The sequence below is a fragment of the Streptomyces sp. NPDC044106 genome (genome assembly GCF_056433985.1).
This window is the reverse complement of the sequence record NZ_JBWKFZ010000011.1, coordinates 324,114-343,509: the sequence shown is the minus strand read 5'-3', so window position 1 is coordinate 343,509 and position 19,396 is coordinate 324,114. Positions and strand designations below refer to the sequence as shown.

19 protein-coding genes and 1 riboswitch are annotated in these 19,396 nt (G+C 70.4%); of the genes, 15 read left to right on the top strand and 4 right to left on the bottom strand.

The genetic code is table 11. The annotated features are described in order from the left end of the window. The 3 genes from AC07DI_RS22320 to AC07DI_RS22310 all read left to right on the top strand — a co-directional run. Positions 1-468: cbb3-type cytochrome c oxidase subunit I (locus AC07DI_RS22320; protein ID WP_478905768.1), on the top strand; the 468-nt coding region annotated here is incomplete at its 5' end. Further along, positions 465-863 carry a cytochrome c oxidase subunit 4 gene (locus AC07DI_RS22315; RefSeq protein WP_362331502.1) on the top strand — a complete coding sequence of 133 codons (399 nt, stop codon included), beginning with the start codon at positions 465-467 and terminating at the stop codon, positions 861-863. The genes AC07DI_RS22320 and AC07DI_RS22315, both read left to right, overlap by 4 nt. 134 nt (positions 864-997) lie before the next feature. Beyond that, complete coding sequence (locus AC07DI_RS22310) at positions 998-2,242, top strand: L,D-transpeptidase (protein WP_384260831.1); 1,245 nt, start codon at positions 998-1,000, stop codon at positions 2,240-2,242. 112 nt (positions 2,243-2,354) lie between these two features. Here the strand turns inward: AC07DI_RS22310 and AC07DI_RS22305 are convergent, their stop codons facing one another. After that, complete coding sequence (locus AC07DI_RS22305; RefSeq protein ID WP_384260829.1) at positions 2,355-2,756, bottom strand: DNA-binding transcriptional response regulator; 402 nt, start codon at positions 2,754-2,756, stop codon at positions 2,355-2,357. Between the two features lie 200 nt (positions 2,757-2,956). Here AC07DI_RS22305 and ctaE point away from each other — a divergent pair, with 200 nt between their 5' ends. The 6 genes from ctaE (at position 2,957) to AC07DI_RS22275 (ending at position 10,114) form a co-directional block, all read left to right on the top strand. Further along, positions 2,957-3,577 (top strand): aa3-type cytochrome oxidase subunit III, encoded by a 621-nt coding sequence (gene ctaE, locus AC07DI_RS22300; RefSeq protein WP_055566234.1) that lies wholly within the window; start codon positions 2,957-2,959, stop codon positions 3,575-3,577. Positions 3,578-3,653: 76 nt separating this feature from the next. Then, positions 3,654-4,463, top strand: a complete 810-nt coding sequence (gene qcrC, locus AC07DI_RS22295) for a cytochrome bc1 complex diheme cytochrome c subunit (RefSeq protein WP_384260826.1) — start codon at positions 3,654-3,656, stop codon at positions 4,461-4,463. Continuing rightward, positions 4,460-5,515 (top strand): cytochrome bc1 complex Rieske iron-sulfur subunit, encoded by a 1,056-nt coding sequence (gene qcrA, locus AC07DI_RS22290; protein WP_384260823.1) that lies wholly within the window; start codon positions 4,460-4,462, stop codon positions 5,513-5,515. Before qcrC ends, qcrA begins: the two co-directional genes overlap by 4 nt. Then, positions 5,512-7,152, top strand: a complete 1,641-nt coding sequence (gene qcrB, locus AC07DI_RS22285; RefSeq protein WP_384260821.1) for a cytochrome bc1 complex cytochrome b subunit — start codon at positions 5,512-5,514, stop codon at positions 7,150-7,152. The genes qcrA and qcrB overlap by 4 nt, the downstream gene beginning before the upstream one ends. A 136-nt stretch (positions 7,153-7,288) precedes the next feature. Further along, positions 7,289-8,353, top strand: coding sequence for an anthranilate phosphoribosyltransferase (trpD, locus tag AC07DI_RS22280; protein WP_478905767.1), 1,065 nt, complete (start codon positions 7,289-7,291; stop codon positions 8,351-8,353). 96 nt (positions 8,354-8,449) lie between these two features. Continuing rightward, positions 8,450-8,567: riboswitch (SAM riboswitch) on the top strand. Between the two features lie 164 nt (positions 8,568-8,731). Beyond that, positions 8,732-10,114, top strand: a complete 1,383-nt coding sequence (locus tag AC07DI_RS22275; RefSeq protein ID WP_478905766.1) for an aminotransferase class V-fold PLP-dependent enzyme — start codon at positions 8,732-8,734, stop codon at positions 10,112-10,114. Between the two features lie 35 nt (positions 10,115-10,149). Here the strand turns inward: AC07DI_RS22275 and AC07DI_RS22270 are convergent, their stop codons facing one another. Then, entirely contained in the window at positions 10,150-10,431 is a 282-nt protein-coding gene (locus AC07DI_RS22270) for an Lrp/AsnC family transcriptional regulator (protein ID WP_125512351.1), read from the bottom strand. Continuing rightward, a complete protein-coding gene (locus tag AC07DI_RS22265) occupies positions 10,428-11,159 on the bottom strand; it encodes a rhomboid family intramembrane serine protease (protein WP_384260813.1) in 732 nt (243 codons plus the stop codon). The genes AC07DI_RS22270 and AC07DI_RS22265 overlap by 4 nt, the downstream gene beginning before the upstream one ends. Before the next feature lie 179 nt (positions 11,160-11,338). Between AC07DI_RS22265 and AC07DI_RS22260 the strand changes: the two genes are divergently transcribed. The 5 genes from AC07DI_RS22260 to AC07DI_RS22240 all read left to right on the top strand — a co-directional run bounded on the left by AC07DI_RS22260 (position 11,339) and on the right by AC07DI_RS22240 (position 16,802). Continuing rightward, positions 11,339-11,578, top strand: coding sequence for a hypothetical protein (locus AC07DI_RS22260; protein ID WP_055566221.1), 240 nt, complete (start codon positions 11,339-11,341; stop codon positions 11,576-11,578). 34 nt (positions 11,579-11,612) lie between these two features. Then, a complete protein-coding gene (locus AC07DI_RS22255; protein ID WP_478905765.1) occupies positions 11,613-12,962 on the top strand; it encodes an NYN domain-containing protein in 1,350 nt (449 codons plus the stop codon). Positions 12,963-13,255: 293 nt separating this feature from the next. Next, positions 13,256-14,287 carry a C40 family peptidase gene (locus tag AC07DI_RS22250; protein WP_384260808.1) on the top strand — a complete coding sequence of 344 codons (1,032 nt, stop codon included), beginning with the start codon at positions 13,256-13,258 and terminating at the stop codon, positions 14,285-14,287. 245 nt (positions 14,288-14,532) lie between these two features. Beyond that, complete coding sequence (locus AC07DI_RS22245; RefSeq protein WP_384260806.1) at positions 14,533-15,561, top strand: C40 family peptidase; 1,029 nt, start codon at positions 14,533-14,535, stop codon at positions 15,559-15,561. A gap of 38 nt (positions 15,562-15,599) precedes the next feature. Further along, entirely contained in the window at positions 15,600-16,802 is a 1,203-nt protein-coding gene (locus tag AC07DI_RS22240) for a hypothetical protein (RefSeq protein ID WP_478905764.1), read from the top strand. On the opposite strand, the gene AC07DI_RS22235 is transcribed toward AC07DI_RS22240, so the two are convergent. Continuing rightward, complete coding sequence (locus AC07DI_RS22235) at positions 16,759-17,997, bottom strand: glycosyltransferase 87 family protein (RefSeq protein ID WP_478905763.1); 1,239 nt, start codon at positions 17,995-17,997, stop codon at positions 16,759-16,761. The genes AC07DI_RS22240 and AC07DI_RS22235 overlap by 44 nt on opposite strands. Positions 17,998-18,124: 127 nt before the next feature. Between AC07DI_RS22235 and AC07DI_RS22230 the strand changes: the two genes are divergently transcribed. After that, on the top strand, positions 18,125-19,267 hold the full coding sequence (locus AC07DI_RS22230; protein WP_478905762.1) for a glycosyltransferase family 4 protein: 1,143 nt from the start codon (positions 18,125-18,127) through the stop codon (positions 19,265-19,267). Positions 19,268-19,396 lie beyond the last annotated feature (129 nt).

Genomic DNA, 19,396 nt, shown 5'->3' with positions numbered 1-19,396 from the left:
TTCACCGGCAAGATGCTCGACGAGCGCCTTGGCAAGATCACCTTCTGGACGCTGTTCATCGGCTTCCACGGCACCTTCCTCGTCCAGCACTGGCTGGGTGCCGAGGGCATGCCGCGGCGTTACGCGGACTACCTCGCGGCCGACGGCTTCACCGCCCTGAACACGATCTCGACGATCTGCTCGTTCCTGCTCGGCCTGTCGATCCTGCCGTTCTTCTACAACATCTGGAAGACCGCCAAGTACGGCAAGAAGGTCGAGGTCGACGACCCGTGGGGTTACGGCCGTTCGCTGGAGTGGGCCACGTCCTGCCCGCCGCCGCGGCACAACTTCCTCACCCTGCCGCGCATCCGCTCGGAATCGCCGGCGTTCGACCTGCACCACCCTGAGATCGCGGCCCTCGGTCACATCGAGAACGCCGGGCAGAAGGACACCCAGCTGTTCGGTGGCGACAAGGAGGCCACGAAGTGAAGATCCAGGGCAAGATGTTCATCTGGCTGAGCGTCTTCGTCCTCGCCATGGCGATCGTCTATGGCGTGTGGTCGAAGGAGCCCGCCGGCACCACGGCGCTCTTCCTGGCCTTCGGCCTGTGCATCATGATCGGCTACTACCTGGCCTTCACGGCCCGGCGGGTCGACGCCTCCGCACAGGACAACAAGGAGGCCGACGTCGCGGACGAGGCCGGCGAGGTGGGCTTCTTCAGCCCGCACAGCTGGCAGCCGCTCTCCCTGGCCGTCGGTGGCGCGCTCGCCTTCCTGGGCGTCGTCTTCGGCTGGTGGCTGCTGTACTTCTCGGCCCCGATCATCCTGATCGGCCTGTGGGGCTGGGTCTTCGAGTACTACCGGGGCGAGAACCAGACCCAGTGAGTCTGTAGTTCCGCTCAGCGGCGAGGGGCCCGGACATTCCTGAGGGAGTGTCCGGGCCCCTCGGCGTGTCGGGAGTGACCCCCGTACGGGTCACTCCGCGCGCCGGACAGAATGAACCTTCATACCGTGTGTTTATGAGCCACTCACCGCGAGTCCGTACGGTACTGAGCTGCACGATGCTGGTGGCCGCGCTCGCGGCGGGGGCCACGGCGTGCGGCGACGACGGCCATCCGCTCTCGGCGAAACCGTACGACGCGGCCGGCCAGGTCGCCTTCAACGGCCCGGTGGGCAGCAAGAAGGCGGACCCCGACAAGCCCCTCGAGGTCACCGCACAGGGCGACGACGGGCGCATCACCGATGTGACGGCCACCGACGCGCTGGGGCGGTACGTGGCGGGTGAACTCTCGGCCGACGGCGCCCGGTGGCACAGCACCACGCCGCTGGCGGCGGACGCCCGCTACACCCTGCGGGTGAGCACCGAGGACGAGGACGGGGCGCCCGGCCGCAAGATCGTGACCTTCGACACCGACACGCCAGCCAAGTCCAAGCGGCTCAAGGTCACTTTCGGCCCCGAGTCGGGCACGTACGGCGTCGGCCAGCCCGTCACGGCCTCGCTCAGCGCGCCGGTCAAGGGCAAGGAGGCCAGGGCGGTCGTCGAACGCGCGCTCAAGGTCCGCTCGACCCCCGCCACAGAGGGCGCCTGGTACTGGGTGGACAGCGAGACGCTGCACTACCGCCCCAAGGAGTACTGGCCCGCGGGAGCGACCGTCAGCGTCTCGAGCAACCTGCGGGGCCTGAAGGTCGACGACAAGCTGTGGGGCGCCGAGACCAAGCCGCTCAAGCTCACCATCGGCGACCGCGTCGAGGCGGTCACCGACGCCGGAGCGCACTACATGACGGTCTACCGCAACGGCGAGGAGATCAACTCCATGCCGGTGACCACGGGCAAGCCGGGCTACTCCACGCGCAACGGCGTCAAGGTCGTGTTGGGCAAGGAGTACTCCGTACGCATGACCAGCGCCAGCATCGGCGCGTCGGACTTCTACGACAAGCAGGTGTACTACGCGACGCGGGTCACCGACTCCGGCGAGTACGTGCACGCCGCGCCCTGGTCGGTGGGTTCGCAGGGGTACGCCAACACCAGCCACGGCTGCACCGGCATGAGCACCGGCGACGCCGCCTGGTTCTACGAGACCGTCCGCCAGGGCGACCTGGTCAAGGTCGTCAACAGCTCCGGCGACGACATGCCGGCGTTCGGCAACGGCCTCGGCGACTGGAACATGAGCTGGAAGTCGTGGCGCAAGGGCAGCGCGCTGCTCTCCGGGGCCAAGGAAGGCCCCGTGGCGGCCGACGCCGCCAGGCTGCGGCCCCAGGTCTAGCGACCCGTCAGACAGGCGCACAGCGGCTCGCTCGCGGATGTGGCCGCCGGCGCGACAAGCGGAAGGGGCCCGCGCCGTGACGCGGGCCCCTTCCGGACGAATCCCGGGACCGTCAGGCCTCCACGGCCGTCCGGCTGCGCAGCAGGCCGGCCAGCGCGTCCGCGAACTCCACCGGGTCGACCGGCAGGGTCACCGCGGCCTCGGCGCGGCTCCAGGTGGCGAGCCAGGCGTCCTGCGGGCGCCCCATCAGCAGCAGGACGGGCGGCGCCTGGAAGATCTCGTCCTTGATCTGGCGGCAGACGCCCATCCCGCCCGCGGGCGCCGCCTCGCCGTCGAGCACACAGACGTCGATGCCGCCGTGGTCCAGCTCCTTGATGACCGCGTGCGGGGTCGCGCACTCGACGAACCGGACCTCGGGAACGTCCGTCGCCGGCCTGCGGCCGGTGGCCAACCGGACTTGTTCGCGGGTGCTCGCGTTGTCGCTGTAGACCAGCACCGTGGCGGTCGGCTGCATTGTTCCTCCGATACGTCGAGCTGTTGCGTCGAGCTGTGCACCGTCATGGGATCGGGAACCGATGCGCGGATGCTACTCCTCCCGACACCCCGTCAACACCGGTTCGGACAGGCCTCCGATGGGCCATACGGGCAGGACACACCCCGTAGACACTCCGAACGGCACCCCCCGGGGTGAGGGCGGGATAAGCGACCGACATAATGTCGGTCGTGGCGACAGCAACGACAGTAGATACCGGGCACGCGCACCCGCCGGTCAATCGACCGAACCTCACCAGCGTCGGAACCATCATCTGGTTGAGTTCCGAGCTGATGTTCTTCGCGGCCCTCTTCGCGATGTACTTCACCCTGCGATCGGTGACGGGTCCTGATCACTGGAAGGAAATGGCCTCGGCCCTTAACTTCCCGTTCTCGGCGACGAACACCACGATCCTGGTGCTCTCCTCTCTCACGTGTCAGCTCGGCGTGTTCGCCGCTGAACGCGGAGACGTGAAGAAGCTCAGGATGTGGTTCATCGTCACCTTCATCATGGGTGCGATCTTCATCGGCGGTCAGGTGTACGAATACACCGAGCTGGTCAAGCACGAGGGCCTCTCGCTCTCGTCCGACCCCTACGGCTCGGTCTTCTACCTGACCACCGGCTTCCACGGACTGCATGTGACGGGCGGCCTGATCGCCTTCCTGCTGGTCCTCGGACGCACCTATGCGGCCAGGAGGTTTACCCACGAGCAGGCGACCGCAGCCATCGTCGTGTCCTACTACTGGCACTTCGTCGATGTGGTCTGGATCGGCCTCTTCGCCACGATCTACATGATCAAGTAATCGGCAGGTCGCTCAAGCGACGCATCCGAACATTCCAGAAGCATCGACGCAGAAGATCCTGACACCGGGGTAATCCGTGAAAAAGCTCTCCGCACGACGACGCCATCCGCTGGCGGCGGTCGTCGTCCTACTCCTCGCGCTGGCGGCCACCGGGGGGCTGTACGCCGCGTTCGCGCCGGCGGACAAGGCGCAGGCCGACGACACCGCCCAGTCCCTCGCCATCGACGAGGGCAAGAAGCTCTACGCCGTGGGCTGCTCCAGCTGCCACGGAACCGGCGGTCAGGGGTCCTCCGACGGTCCGCCGCTGACGGGCGTCGGCGCCGCGGCGGTCGACTTCCAGGTCGGCACCGGGCGTATGCCGCTCCAGCAGCAGGGTGCCCAGGCGCCCAAGAAGAAGGTCATCTACAACCAGGCCCAGATCGACCAGCTGGCGGCGTACATCTCGTCGCTGGGTGCCGGTCCTTCGGTTCCGACCGAGAAGCAGTACAGCCCGAACGGGGCGGACATCGCCAAGGGTGGCGAGCTGTTCCGCACCAACTGTGCCCAGTGCCACAACTTCACCGGTGAAGGTGGTGCGTTGACGCACGGCAAGTTCGCGCCTTCGCTGGAGGGTGTCTCCCCGAAGCACATCTACGAGGCCATGCAGACCGGCCCGCAGAACATGCCGTCCTTCCCCGACACCACGATGCCGGAGAAGAACAAGAAGGACATCATCGCGTACCTCGACGCGGTCAACGGTGAGAAGACCGAGAGCCCTGGCGGTCTCAAGCTGGGCGGTCTGGGTCCGGTCAGTGAAGGCCTCTTCGGCTGGATCTTCGGTCTCGGTTCGCTGATCGCGGTCGCCGTGTGGGTCGCCGCTCGGACCGCAAAGGCCAAGAAGTCATGAGTAGCCAAGAGATTCCAGAGAAGAACCTGCCCAGCAAGCAGGAGACCGAGCACGGCTCGGTGGCGGAGACGGAAGAGAACCCGTTCGCCGACCCGGGGCTGCCGCCCCACGAGCACCGTGTCCAGGACATCGACGAGCGAGCCGCCAAGCGCTCCGAGCGTGCCGTGGCGTTCCTGTTCACGCTGTCCATGATCGCGACGGTCGGCTTCATCGCCTCGTACGTGGCGATCCCGGCCGACAAGACCATCTACGTCTTCCCGATCGGTCACATCAGCGGCCTCAACTTCGCCCTGGGCCTGACCCTCGGCGTGGCGCTGTTCTGCATCGGCGCGGGCGCGGTCCACTGGGCCCGCACCCTGATGTCCGACGTCGAGATGACCGACGAGCGGCACGAGATCGCGGCCGAGCCCGAGGTCCGCGCCAAGGTCATGGCGGACTTCAAGCAGGGCGCCGCTGAGTCGGGTTTCGGACGGCGCAAGCTGATCCGCAACACGATGTTCGGCGCGCTGGCCCTGGTCCCGCTCTCCGGTGTCGTCCTGCTGCGTGACCTCGGTCCGCTGCCCGAGGACAAGCTCCGCCACACCAAGTGGGGCAAGGGCAAGAAGCTCGTGAACATGAACACTCACGAGCCGCTGCGTCCCTCGGACGTGCAGGTCGGTTCGCTGACCTTCGCCATGCCCGAGGGCATGTCGGAGCACGACCACGACTTCCAGACCCAGATCGCCAAGGCCGCCCTGATGATCGTCCGGATCCAGCCGGACAACATCAAGGACAAGCGCGAGCTGGAGTGGTCGCACGAAGGCATCGTGGCGTACTCCAAGATCTGCACCCACGTGGGCTGCCCGATCTCCCTGTACGAGCAGCAGACGCACCACGTCCTCTGCCCGTGCCACCAGTCCACCTTCGATCTCTCCGACGGTGCCCGAGTGATCTTCGGCCCGGCCGGTCACGCCCTGCCGCAGCTGCGCATCGGCGTGAACGAAGAGGGCTACCTCGAGGCGCTCGGCGACTTCGAAGAGCCCGTCGGTCCGGCCTTCTGGGAGCGCGGATGAGCACCACCACCACTTCCTCGAACGACAAGCGGCAGCAAGCACCCGCCGGTGAGCGGGTCGCGGACTGGGCCGACGGCCGGCTGGGGATCTACTCCCTGGCCAAGGCCAACATGCGCAAGATCTTCCCGGACCACTGGTCCTTCATGCTCGGTGAGATCTGCCTCTACAGCTTCATCATCATCATCCTCACGGGTGTGTACCTGACGCTGTTCTTCCACCCGTCGATGAACGAGGTGGAGTACTCCGGCAGCTACATCCCGATGCAGGGACAGCTGATGTCGGAGGCGTTCAACTCGACCATGCACATCTCCTTCGATGTGCGCGGTGGTCTGCTGATCCGGCAGATCCACCACTGGGCGGCGCTGATCTTCCTCGCCGGCATGTTCGTGCACATGATGCGCGTGTTCTTCACGGGCGCGTTCCGCAAGCCGCGCGAGGTCAACTGGCTGTTCGGCTTCCTGCTGTTCGTCCTCGGCATGTTCACCGGTTTCACCGGCTACTCGCTCCCGGACGACCTGCTCTCCGGCACCGGTGTCCGCTTCATGCAGGGCGCCATCCTGGGCGTGCCGATCGTCGGCACGTACCTGTCGATGTTCCTGTTCGGCGGCGAGTTCCCCGGCGGCGACTTCGTGGCCCGGTTCTACTCGGTCCACATCCTGCTGCTGCCGGGCATCATGCTCGGCCTCGTGGTGGCGCACCTGATCCTGGTCTTCTACCACAAGCACACGCAGTTCGCGGGCCCCGGCAAGTCCAACAAGAACGTCGTCGGCATGCCGCTGCTCCCGGTCTACATGGCCAAGGCCGGAGGCTTCTTCTTCCTGGTCTTCGGTGTCATCGCGGTCATCGCGGCGATCGCCTCGATCAACCCGATCTGGGCCATCGGCCCGTACCGCCCGGACCAGGTGTCCACCGGCGCCCAGCCCGACTGGTACATGGGCTTCGCCGAGGGTCTGATCCGTGTGATGCCGGGCTGGGAGATCAACCTCTGGGGCCACACGCTGGTCCTCGGTGTGTTCATCCCGCTGGTCGTGGTCTTCCCGCTGGTCCTCGTGGCCATCGCGGTCTACCCGTTCATCGAGTCCTGGGTCACCGGCGACAAGCGCGAGCACCACATCCTGGACCGCCCGCGCAACGCCCCGACCCGTACGGCCTTCGGTGTCGCGTGGATCACCGCGTACATGGTCATGCTCGTCGGTGGCGGCAACGACCTGTGGGCGACCCACTTCCACCTGTCGCTGAACGCGATCACCTGGTTCGTCCGGATCGCCTTCTTCGCCGGACCGGTCATCGCCTTCATCGTCACCAAGCGGATCTGCCTGGGTCTGCAGCGGCGCGACAAGGACAAGGTGCTGCACGGCCGCGAGTCGGGTCTCATCAAGCGGCTGCCGCACGGTGAGTTCATCGAGGTCCACGAGCCGCTCAGCCAGGACCAGCTGCACACCCTCACCGCGCACGAGCAGTACCAGCCGGTCGAGATCGGCCCGTCGGTCGACGAGAACGGTGTCGAGCGCAAGCTGTCCGGTTCGCAGAAGCTCCGGGCGAAGCTCTCCAAGGGCTACTACGGGGAGCACAACCAGATCCCCAAGCCCACCGCCGACGAGTACAAGGAGATCACGAGCGGCCACGGCCACCACTGATCAACCGCGAGCTCTGAAGCTCTGACCTCCCATGGTCGCCACGGCAGGAGCCCCGTCCAGTCTCTGGACGGGGCTCTTCGCCGTCCCGGGGCTGGATAGGGTGGTCCTCACACGCACACTCACACCAGGAGCGGCTATGAACGCTGTGACCCCCGCAGGAGGCGACACCGCGGCGGCCCGTTCCTGGCCCGACGTGCTGAACGGTCTGCTCGAAGGACGGGACCAGAGCGCCGACGACACCGCGTGGGCGATGGACCGCATCATGCGCGGCGAGGCCACCGACGCGCAGATCGCGGGCTTCGTGATCGCGCTGCGGGCCAAGGGTGAGACGGTCGCGGAGATCTCCGGTCTCGTACGCGCCATGTACGCGCACGCCAACGTCATCGACGTGCCGGGCCCGAGCGTCGACATCGTGGGCACGGGCGGCGACGGGGCCAAGACCGTCAACATCTCCACCATGTCCGCGATCGTCGTCGCGGGAGCGGGCGCCAAGGTCGTCAAGCACGGCAACCGCGCCGCCTCCAGCGCGTCCGGCGCCTCCGACGTCCTGGAGAAGCTCGGCGTCAACCTCGACCTCACGCCCCGCCGGGTGGTCGAGGTCGCGGACGAGGCGGGCATCACGTTCTGCTTCGCCGTGAAGTTCCACCCCGCGCTGCGGCACGCGGGCGCCGCGCGCAGCCAGCTGGGGATCAGGACCGTCTTCAACCTCCTCGGCCCGCTGACCAACCCGGCCAAGGTGCGGGCCCAGGCGGTCGGGGTCGCCGACCCCCGGATGGCGCCCATCGTGGCCGGGGTCTTCGCCGAACGGGGTAACTCCTCCCTCGTCTTCCGCGGCGACGACGGACTCGACGAGCTGACGACGACGTCGACCTCCCGGGTCTGGACGGTGCGGGACGGCGCCGTGCGCGAGGAGGCCTTCGACCCCCGCGACGTCGGGATCGACCTCGTGCCCGTCGAGGCGCTGCGGGGCGCCGACGCCTCGTACAACGCGGAGGTCGCGCTGCGGCTCCTGGACGGCGAGAGCGGGCCGGTGCGGGACGCGGTGGTGCTGAACTCCGCGGCGGCGCTCGTCGCCCTCAGCCCGACCGACGAGCCGCTCGTGGAGCAGATCCGGGCCGGCATGGCGAAGGCGGCGCGGTCGATCGACTCGGGCGCCGCGAAGCGAGCCCTTGAGCGCTGGGTGTCCGCCAGCAACCGCTGAGCACCCCTCTTCGCACCCCTCGATGTGACGCAGGGCGCAGTCCGGATTCTGGACTGCGCCTTGCGCGCCGAAGATCGTGTGGCAGGATGCTGCACAGGTCATGAGTGACAGCGACTACGGCCCCGGCCCGCTGTCCGGCAACCCTCCGTCCGTGGCGGGGTGCCCCGGGTGAAGACCAGGTCGTACGCAGCAAGGCGTATGGCAAGCGCGGACCCCTGCACGCCCTGGGGTCCTGGTCCTCAAGGGAGCAGTCTCGTGAGCAAGCGAATGTGACAGGGCTTCTACGCCCCGCCTCCGCACACCCTTCTGCACTTTTCTCCCGCGCCGTCGACGTGATTCCGGCGCGGTGATCTCGCCTGCGTCTCACGGGAGTTCGCCATGTCTGTTTCCGCCGTTGCCACCGACTCGTCCGTCTGCGCCCCGCTGGCCGTCCTCGGCAGGGACGTCACCGTTCCGCTGGTCACCGGCGGCGAGGTGAGCTACGCCGCGCTGGACTACGCGGCGAGCGCCCCGGCACTGCAGCGCGTGTGGGACGACGTGGCCGCGTACGCGCCGTACTACGGCAGCGTGCACCGCGGGGCCGGCTACCTCTCGCAGCTCTCCACCGACCTCTTCGAGAACTCCCGCAGGACCGTCGCCGAGTTCCTCGGCTGCCGCGAGGACGACCAGGTCGTCTTCACGCGCTCCACCACCGACTCGCTGAACCTGCTCGCCGCCGCCCTGCCCGCGGACTGCCAGGTCTTCGTCTTCGAGACCGAGCACCACGCCTCGCTGCTTCCGTGGCGGGACGCCCGCGTCACCTACCTCAACGCGCCGCGCACCCCCGACGAGGCCGTGCACACCCTGGAACGAGCCCTCGCCGACCGCGACCCCTACGGGCCCGCCCTGGTGTGCGTCACCGGCGCATCGAACGTCACCGGCGAGCTGTGGCCGGTGCGTGAGCTGGCCGCCGCCGCGCACGCGCACGGTGCCCGCATCGTCCTCGACGCCGCCCAGCTCGCGCCCCACCACCCGGTCTCCATCGAGGAGTTGGACGTCGACTGGGTCGCGTTCTCCGGCCACAAGCTGTACGCGCCGTTCGGTTCGGGCGTTCTCGCGGGCCGCTCCGACTGGCTGCGCGCCGCCGAGCCGTACCTCGCGGGCGGCGGCGCCTCGCGGAAGGTGGCGCGACGCCCCAAGGAAGCAGGCGGCGGTGTGGATGTGGAGTGGCACGACTCCGCGGCCCGGCACGAGGCCGGTTCGCCCAACGTCATCGGCGTCTACTCGATCGCGTCGGCCTGCAAGGCGCTCACCGAGGCGGGCTTCGACGAGCTCGTCGCGCGCGAGCAGCACCTGATCAGGAAGGTGCGCGAGGGCCTCGCCGAGGTGCCGGCCGTGCGGGTGCTCTCGCTCTTCGGGGACGACGCGCCGCGGGTGGGCGTCATCTCCTTCGTCGTGGACGGCTGGAACAGCTCCCACTTCGCCGCCGCGCTCTCCGCCGAGTACGGCATCGGCGTACGGGACGGCCTGTTCTGCGCCCACCCGCTGGTGCGCACCCTGCTCGGCAGCGAGCCCGGCGAGCCCGGCGAGTGCGGTGCCCCCGAGGCCGCGCCCGGCGAGAAGTCGCTGAACGCCATCCGGGTGAGCTTCGGCGCCGGTACCCCCGACGAGCACGTCGAGCGTTTCGTACGCGCCGTCAAGGAGCTGGTGGCGGACGGCGCGCGGTGGAACTACCGCACCGAGGACGGACGTTGCGTGCCGGACACGGGCGTCGCCGCCTGAGGAGTCCCAGGAGGCCTCAAGGGCCCCGAGGGTCCCTAGGAGTCGAGGCCGATCGCGAAGGCCGCTTCCAGGTCGTGCTGGGAGTACGTGCGGAACGCCACGTGCGTGTCGGTCGCCTCGACTCCGGGGATCTTGCTGATCCGGCCGGGAATGACGTCCGCGAGGTCGTCGTGGCGCGGCACGCGCACCATCGCGATCAGGTCGTACGTGCCGGTGACGGAGAAGACCTCACTGACGGAGTCGAGCGCGGCGATCGACTCGGCGATCTCCGGAATCCGGTCCACGCTGGTCTTGATGAGCACGATCGCGGTGATCACGGCTTGCTGTCTCCCTCGGTGGCCGGTGCTGTGCCGTTCACTCTAGTCTTCCGGGCCGACCACCCCCACGCGTAGAGGAAGCCGAGCGAGAAGCCCACCAGGTGCGCCAGATAGGCCACGCCGGTGCCCTTGCCGCCCTGCCCCGCCGCCAGCCACTGCAGCGCCACCCAGAACGGCAGCACCACCCAGGCCGGAAAGCGCAGCGGCAGAAAGAAGAGGAACGGGAAGAGGCTGGTGACGCGCGCCCGAGGGAAGAGATAGAGGCAGGCACCGAGGACGGCGGAGATCGCCCCGGACGCTCCCACGAGCGTCTGGTCGGAGCCCGCGTGCGCGGCCGCGTAGGCGAGCAGGGCGAGACAGCCGCAGCAGACGTAGAAGAACGCGTAATGGAGGTGGCCCATGCGTTCCTCGACCATGACCCCGAAGACGTACAGGAACAGCATGTTCCCGAGCAGATGCAGCCAGCTTCCGTGCACGAACAGGGCGGTGAACGGGCCGAGAGCGGCGTCAGGGGCACCGCTGAACAGTTCGACGGGGACCACTCCCCATCGCTCGAAGTAGACCTGTTGCGCGCCGATCAGCTCGTCGCCGCGCCCGTAGGCGGGGTTGAGCCCGGACACCGGGGAGATCAGGAAGACCACACAGCAGACGGCGATCAGGCCGTACGTCACCGGGGCGGTCCGCCCGCCGAGCAGCCGGCCCGCCTTCGTACCCCATGTTCGGATCATGGACAGAGCATGACGTAACGGACGTCGGCCGCACAGACCGCCATGCCGCTCCGCGGGCCGCCGCACGGCGCCCCTTACAGGCCTTAGGGTTACGGGCAACGCGCACCCAGGAAGCCGCGCGGTCCCACGGTCGCCGAAGATGTCGCCGCGCAAGTCACCGAAGAAAGCGAACAGCCACGATGACGGTTCCTCTGCCGACCGCCACCACGCGGTGGCGCTGCACGCTGTGCGGCAATCTCACGCGTTTCGATGTGACCCGCAGCTCGAAGGTCGTCGAGTATGTGCATCTCGACCTGGCCGGAGAGTCGAACGTCGAGGAACGCGAGGTGGTCAGTGAGACCATCGAGTCCGTACGGTGCCGATGGTGCAACGCCGTGGATCAGGTGGAACTCGTGGACAGGCCGGGCGCCGACTCCTGAGGGAGCGGGGCCCGCACAGCTAGTGGGGTGACGGATGGTGGAGAGCGCAGGCGGGGAGCCGGACGACGGCGCCGCTGAGGTGCTCGACCGCCCGCTGCCCGACGGGGTGCGCAGGCGGGTCGTCCACATCGTCTCGGACGGCTTCGGCGGCCTCACCCTGGCCGAATTGCCCCCTCAGCTGCGGCAGTACGCGCGCTTCACGCCCACCCGGCGCGCGAAGTTCGCCGGCAACGCGATGGCGGCGGCGCTGGAGAACGACACCCTCTTCCGCCAGCGCATCGGCGAACGGCTCAGAGAGGCCCAGGCCGAGCTCGCCGCCGCCCTGGACGCGGGCTCGCCGCCGCCCGCGGCCGACCCGCTCGACGTGGCGGCCGCCGCCTATGTGCTGCGCCCCACGGGATGGGTGAAGCTGGTCACCGCCGCGGGCGAGGAGGCCCAGCGGGCCGACGCCGAGCGGGTGGACGACGAAACCAGGGCCGAGCTCGAGCGGCTGCGCGAGGAGCTGGCGGCGGCCCGCGGCCAGACCAGGGCGGAGACCGAACGGCTGCGTGCCGAGCTCGAATCGGCGCGCAAGGAGGCCGAGTCGGTGCACCGCAAGCTGCGCGGCGCGCTCAGCGACGTCAAGCGCGGCGAGGCGGCGCTGCGCAAGGCCGCCGCGGAGATCGAGGCGGCCCGCGCCGAGGGGCAGGCCCAGGTGTCCGCGGCGGAGAGCGAGACGCGGCGGCTCAAGGCGCGGCTCGGCGAGACCGAGGCCGCCCTCGAGGCCAGCCGCAGGGCGGCGCGCGAGGGGCGCAGCGTCGAGGACATGCGGCTGCGGCTGCTGCTCGACACGGTCCTCGACGCGGCCCAGGGGCTGCGGCGCGAACTGGCGCTGCCGCCCGTCTCCGTACGCCCGGCCGAGACCGTGGACGCGGTCGAGCCGGGACGGATGTCGCCCAAGGACATCGCCGCCCGCGCGCTCTCGGAGAACGATCCGGCCATTTTGGACCAGCTGCTCGCGCTGCCGCAGGCGCACCTGGTCGTCGACGGCTACAACGTCACCAAGACCGGCTATCCGACCATGCCCCTGGAGAAGCAGCGGCTGCGGCTGCTCGGCTCGCTCTCGCAGCTCGCCCTGCAGTCGGGCGCCGAGGTCACCTGCGTCTTCGACGGCGCGGAGCTGGCCGCGCCGGTGCTGCTCGCGCCGCCGCGCGGGGTGCGGGTGCTGTTCTCCAAGGCCGGTGTCACCGCTGATGAGTTGATCCGTCAGCTGGTGCGCGCGGAGCCGCCGGGCAGGCCCGTGGTCGTCGTCTCGACCGACCGCGAGGTGGCCGACGGGATCGCCAAGGCGGGTGCCCGTCCGGTGGCTTCGGCGGTGCTCCTGAAGAAGCTTTCGCGGGGCTGACCGTACGGGGCTTTCGCGGGTTTAAGGGGTCTCCTGCAACTCCTGGGCCCTATGCCCGAATTGAGCGTCGCTCGACGCGACGTAGCGTCAGAAGAAGGTCACCGGCTGTGCGTCATCGGTAAAGAATGCGCTCCGAGTCTGATTTTTTGCTGATGAGATTTGTACTGATCACAAGAAGGTCACTAAGGTCTCGCCTCGAACCCCCGCTCGGTTGATCACCCATCCGGGGTGGCGGCGGTGGTACCCGCCCGCCGCGTCCCGGTAGGCGGCCGGAGGATGAAGGAGCCGCCCGAGTGGCGTCCCACCGTCGACCCAAGCAGCCGAGCCGCACCCGCGTGACCGTGCTCACCGCGACCGCCGCCGCTGCCGTGGCCCTCACCTCGCAGGGCGCCGCCCAGGCCGCGCCGAAGCCGAGCAAGGACGAGGTCAAGTCCAAGGTCGACAAGCTCTACGAGGACGCGGAGCGGGCCACCGACAAGTACAACGGGGCCAAGGAAAAGCAGGAGAAGCTCGAGAAGCAGATCGGCGATCTCCAGGACAAGGTCGCCCGCGGCCAGGAGGAGCTCAACGACCTGCGCGACGGCCTCGGTTCGATGGCCAGCGCCCAGTACCGCTCCGGCGGCATCGACCCCTCCCTGCAGCTCTTCCTCTCCTCCGACCCGGACAACTACCTCGACAAGGCGTCCACCCTCGACCAGCTGAGCAGCCAGCAGGTCGACGCGCTCAAGAAGATCCAGAAGAAGCAGCGGGACCTCGCGCAGCAGCGCAAGGAGGCCGCGGGCAAGCTCGACGACCTGGCGGCCACCCGCACGGAGCTCGGCAAGAAGAAGCAGGAAGTCCAGGGCAAGCTCGGCGAGGCGCAGAAGCTCCTCAACACGCTGACCGCCAAGGAGAAGGCCGCGCTCGCCGCCAAGGAGCAGAAGCGCGCGAGCCGCTCCGCCGAAAAGCGCACGGACCTCGGCCACGAGGCCCCCGCCTCCGGCCGCGGCGCCGCCGCCCTGAGCGCCGCCGCCACCCAGATCGGCAAGCCCTACGTCTCCGGTGGCACGGGCCCCAACTCCTACGACTGCTCCGGCCTCACCCAGTGGGCGTTCGCGCAGGCCGGTGTCTCCATCACCCGGACCACGTACACCCAGCAGAACGACGGCACGAAGATCGGCCGCAGCGAGCTGAAACCCGGTGACCTGGTCTTCTTCAACAACCTCGCGCACGTCGGCTTCTACGCGGGCAACGGCCAGGTGCTGCACGCCCCGCACCCCGGCGCCTCGGTGCGCTACGAGTCGATGTCGTACCTGGGCTCCTTCCAGTTCGGCGTCCGCGTCTGAGCCGCGCAGCGCCGCCCGCTTGACGTCAACGGCTCGCTGGTACCGCCCGAACGGGCGAATTACGGCAACTCCCGCTGACCGCACGCCCCGTTGATGACCTGCGTCAGAGACGGGGCGTCGGCCTTTCCGCACCCTTTCCGCACCCCGCCGGGTCTTTGGCCGCCGTGTGGTCGCACGGCTACTGTCGGCGCGCATTCCCCCGGGGCAGCCGGGGGGTTCGTCAGCGGAAGGGAGAGCGGCTTCCCGTGGGGTCCCATCGCCGTCCCGCACAGCCCGGTCTCGACCGGAGTGCACGCGTCAGTGTCCTTTCGGCGGCAGCGGCCGCCGCGGCCGTCGCCCTCGGCGGCGCGCCCGCGGGCGCCGCGCCGCAGGACAAGCCGTCCGAGACCCGGGCCAAGGTGGACCGGCTCTACGAACAGGCCGAGCGCGCGACCGAGCTGTACAACAAGGCCGACGAGCAGGCGGACAAGCTGCGCGCGCAGGTCGAGCGGGCCAAGGACAGCGTCGCGCGCGGCCAGGAGCGCATCAACGCGATGCGCGGCGCGCTCGGCGCGCTCGCCGGGGCCCAGTACCGCGCCGGCGCCATCGACCCCTCGCTGGCCCTGATGCTCTCCTCCGACCCGGACGGCTACCTGGAGCGGGCCTCGGTCCTCGACCGCGTCAGCGCCCGCCAGGCGGGCGAACTGACCGATCTGCAGCGGGCCCAGCGCGGCCTCGCGCGAGAGCGCGCCGAGGCGGGCCGCAAACTCGCCGAGCTGGAGAAGAGCCGCACCGCCGTCGCCCGCCACAAGCGCACCGTCGAGCACAAACTGGCCAGGGCCAGACGGCTGCTCAACTCGCTGTCGAGCGACGAACGCGAGGCGTACAAGAGGTCCTCGCGCGACGGTGGACGCGATGAGCTGCCGGAGGCCGGGGGCGCCGCGTCCTCCTCGCGGGCCGCCGCCGCCGTCGCCGCCGCGCGCTCCGCCATCGGCCGCCCCTACGTGTGGGGCGCCAACGGGCCCTCCGGATTCGACTGTTCCGGCCTCATGCAGTGGTCGTACGCCCAGGCAGGGGTCGGCCTGCCGCGCACCTCGCAGGCCCAGCGGTACGCGGGCCGCCAGGTCCCCCTCTCCCAGGCGCGCCCCGGTGACCTGGTCGCCTACCGCGACGACGCCAGCCACATCGGGATGTACATGGGCAACGGCCAGGTGGTGCACGCCCCCTACCCCGGAGCGGCGGTCCGCTACGACCCCGTCGGCATGATGCCGGTGTCGTCGGTGACGCGCATCTGACCGGCCGCCCGCGGGCCGGGCCCCGTACGATCGGGAAGGTGGCTGGTCACAGACGTGGGTCGGGGGCGCTGGCGCTGTGCGTCGCGTTCTGCCTCGCCGTGCTCGCCGGCTGTGGCGGCGACCCGGTGCCGGACGCCGCCGCCGGTGATGTGCGCAGGCTCCTGGAGCGGCGCGCGCAGGCGGTGCTCGACGGGGACGAGAAGGCGTACGACAGGACCGAGCGGCCCGCGAAGGGCGCCGCGGACCTCTTCGCACGCGTCGACGACGTCCCGCTGGACTCCTGGGAGTACCGGCTGACCCGCCTCGACCGCTCGGGCGCGCGGGCCACCGCGAGCGCCGAACTCCGCTACCGCGTCAAGGGCTACGACCGCGCGCCGGTCACCGCCGAGCGCACGCTGTCCCTCCAGCGGCACGGCGGGCAGTGGTACGTCGCCGCCGAGCGGCCCGCGAAGAAGTCCGGCGAGCAGCTCTGGGACCAGGGGCGCGTGCGCGCCGAGCGCGGCGCGCACAGCCTCGTCCTCGGGGTCGGCCAGAGCGCCGCCGAGCTGCGCGCCCACCGTGAACTCGCCGACCGGGCGGTGCCCGCCGTCCAGGACACCTGGCCGGGGAAGTGGCCGGGCCGGGTCGTCGTCCTCGTGCCCCGCTCCCTGGACGCCATGGCGGAGCTGCTCGGAGCGCCCGCCTCCGGGTACCGGGGGATCGCGGCGGTCACCACCGGCGAGGCGGGCACGTCGGGGCGGGCACCGGCCGACCGGATCATCGTCAACCCCGAGGCGTACGGAGTCCTCGGCGACTTCGGCAAGCAGGTCGTCCTCACCCACGAGGCGACCCACGTCGCGACCCGCGCGAAGACCTCGGGGGCCACCCCGCTGTGGCTCTCCGAGGGCTTCGCGGACTGGGTGGGCTACCGCGGCACGGGGCGCACCGCGGCGCAGGCCGCCCCCGAGCTGCGGCGCGCGGTGCAGCGCGGGGAGTTGCCCGGCGCGCTCCCCGAGAACGACGACTTCGGCTTCGCGGGGAGCGCCACGCGGCTCGCCGGTGCCTACGAGGGCGCCTGGCTGGCCTGCCGGATGATCGCGGAGCAGTGGGGCGAGCGGAAGCTGACGGATTTCTACCGGGCGGTGGGGGAGCGCGGGAAGCGGGCGGGGGCGGTCGCGGACGCGCTGCGGGACGTCCTGGACACGACGCCCGACGACTTCACGGCGCGCTGGCGTACGTATCTGCGTGCGGAGCTTGGCTGAGCTGCCCCGGCACCGGCTGCCGCACCGCGCGGCGCGGCTCCGACACGGTCTGGCGCCACAGGTTCCGGCAGGCCAGCAGAGTGGCCGCGACCAGCAGGCCGTTGCGTACAAGGAGCAGGCAGACGCCCAGCGGATCGCTGGCCACCACGTGCGAGAACCAGACGGGGAACTCCAGGAACGTCACGAACGTCGCCCCGAGGACGAGCCGTACCGGGACCGCCATCCGGCTCGTGCGGAAGGCCAGGCAGACGGCGGCGCCCCCGACCAGCCACAGCATGTACTGCGGGCTGATCACCCGGCTCGTGGCGGTGAAGAGCAGTACGGCGACGAAGGCGGCGTCCGCGGGCGTACTCGCCGACCATGCCCGGGCCCGCAGCCGCCACACCAGGAGCCAGCAGAACGCTGCCACCGTCAGGAGCTGTGCCGCCGTGCTCACCGGTGTCACGTACGGGCCGAGGAATTCCACCGAGCCGTAGTTGAGGCGCACGTCGCCCCGCCAGCCGAGGTGCCGCGCGACGTGGAAGAAGAGGGCGCCGAGCGACTCCACCTCCGTGCCGCGGTCGCGCTGGAAGGTGAGGAACGCGAGCGCGCCCGGCATCGCCACCAGGAACGCCAGCGTGAGGGCGAGGGCGGTGCCCGCGGCGGCGGTCCAGGACCGCCGGGTCGCCCGCCCGCGCACCGCGCCGACCAGCAGCAGCACCGGCCACACCTTGAGCAGCGCCCCGAACCCCGCGAGCGCCCCCGCCGTGCGCGGGTGCCGCGCCCCGGCGAGCAGCGCGGCGACCGCTACGGCGGTCACAAGGACGTCGTAACGGGCATACACGGTGGGTCCCAGCAGGGCCACGCCCACGACCCACACCCACGCGCCCCGCGGCGACCTGCCGGGCCGCCGTCCCGCGTACAGGAGCAGCCCGCACACCGCCGCGTCGCAGAGCAGGGCCAGCACGAAGAAGGCCGGGGCGTAGCCGAGGAAGGGGAGCAGGGCGGGGGAGAGGACCGCGAGGGCGGCGGCGGGCGGGTACTGCCAGGTCACGTCGTCGAGCGGGAAGGTGCCTGTGCGCAGGACCTCGTACCAGCCCTGGTAGATGACGGAGACGTCGCTGGTCACGTCCGGGCCGGGGACGGTGAGCACGCGCAGGACGCAGAGCAGCAGGACGGTCCTGGTCAGAACCCAGACGGTCAGGATGCGTGCCATGCGCGCCTCGCCCCTTTTTCCCTACTTCATTGCGATACGGGGAGCCATGATGCCGGGCGGGGCCGGGGCGGGGCGAAGAGGCTGGGCCGTGCGGGGCCGCCGACGGCTTTCGGTACTGTCGTGCGCGATGCACAAGACCTTGATCGTCACGAACGACTTCCCGCCCAGGCCCGGTGGCATCCAGGCGTTCCTGCACAACATGGCACTGCGCCTGGACCCCGAGCAGCTCGTCGTCTACGCCTCCACCTGGAAGCGCGGCCCCGAGGGCGCCGAGGCGACGGCCGCCTTCGACGCCGAGCAGCCCTTCCGGGTCGTACGCGACCGCACGACGATGCTGCTGCCGACCCCGCGCGTCACCCGCCGCGCGGTCTCGCTCCTGCGTGAACACGGCTGTACGTCGGTGTGGTTCGGGGCGGCGGCGCCGCTGGGCCTCATGGGCTCCGCGCTGCGCAGGGCCGGGGCGGAGCGGCTCATCGCCACGACCCACGGGCACGAGGCGGGGTGGGCCCAGCTGCCCGCCTCGCGTCAGCTGCTGCGCCGGATCGGTGAGTCGACCGACACGATCACCTATCTCGGCGAGTACACGCGCTCACGGATCGCCGCGGCGCTGACCCCCGCCGCGGCGGGGCGCATGGTGCAACTGCCGCCCGGCGTCGACGAGAAGACCTTCCACCCCGGCTCCGGCGGCGCGGAGGTACGGGCGCGGCTCGGCCTCACCGACCGGCCCGTCGTGGTCTGCGTCTCCCGCCTGGTGCCGCGCAAGGGGCAGGACACGCTGATCCTCGCCATGCCGCGGATTCTGGCGGGGGCGCCGGACGCGGTGCTGCTCATCGTCGGGGGCGGCCCCTATGAGCAGGACCTCCGCAAACTCGCCGCCGAGACCGGCGTCGCGGACTCCGTGCGCTTCACCGGGGCGGTGCCGTGGGCGGAACTCCCCGCGCACTACGGCGCGGGCGACGTCTTCGCCATGCCGTGCCGGACGCGGCGCGGGGGCCTCGACGTGGAGGGCCTCGGCATCGTCTACCTGGAGGCGTCCGCGACCGGCCTCCCCGTCGTCGCCGGTGACTCCGGCGGGGCGCCGGACGCCGTCCTTGACGGGGAGACGGGCTGGGTCGTCCCCGGCGGCGCCCCCCAGGAGACGGCGGACCGCATCGTCACCCTGCTCGGCGACGGGGAGCTGCGGGCGCGGATGGGGGAGCGGGGACGGGCGTGGGTGGAGGAGAGATGGCGCTGGGACCTCTTGGCGGACCGACTGAAGGAACTGCTGTAACACGAACGGCCCGGGCTGACCGCCACGTCGACGTCTGACGGCCGTCGTGGGTTGCCCGCGCAGTTCCCCGCGCCCCTGAACAGCGGCTGCCCCTCCAGGGGCGCGGGGGCAGGGAAGCGGGGCGAAGCC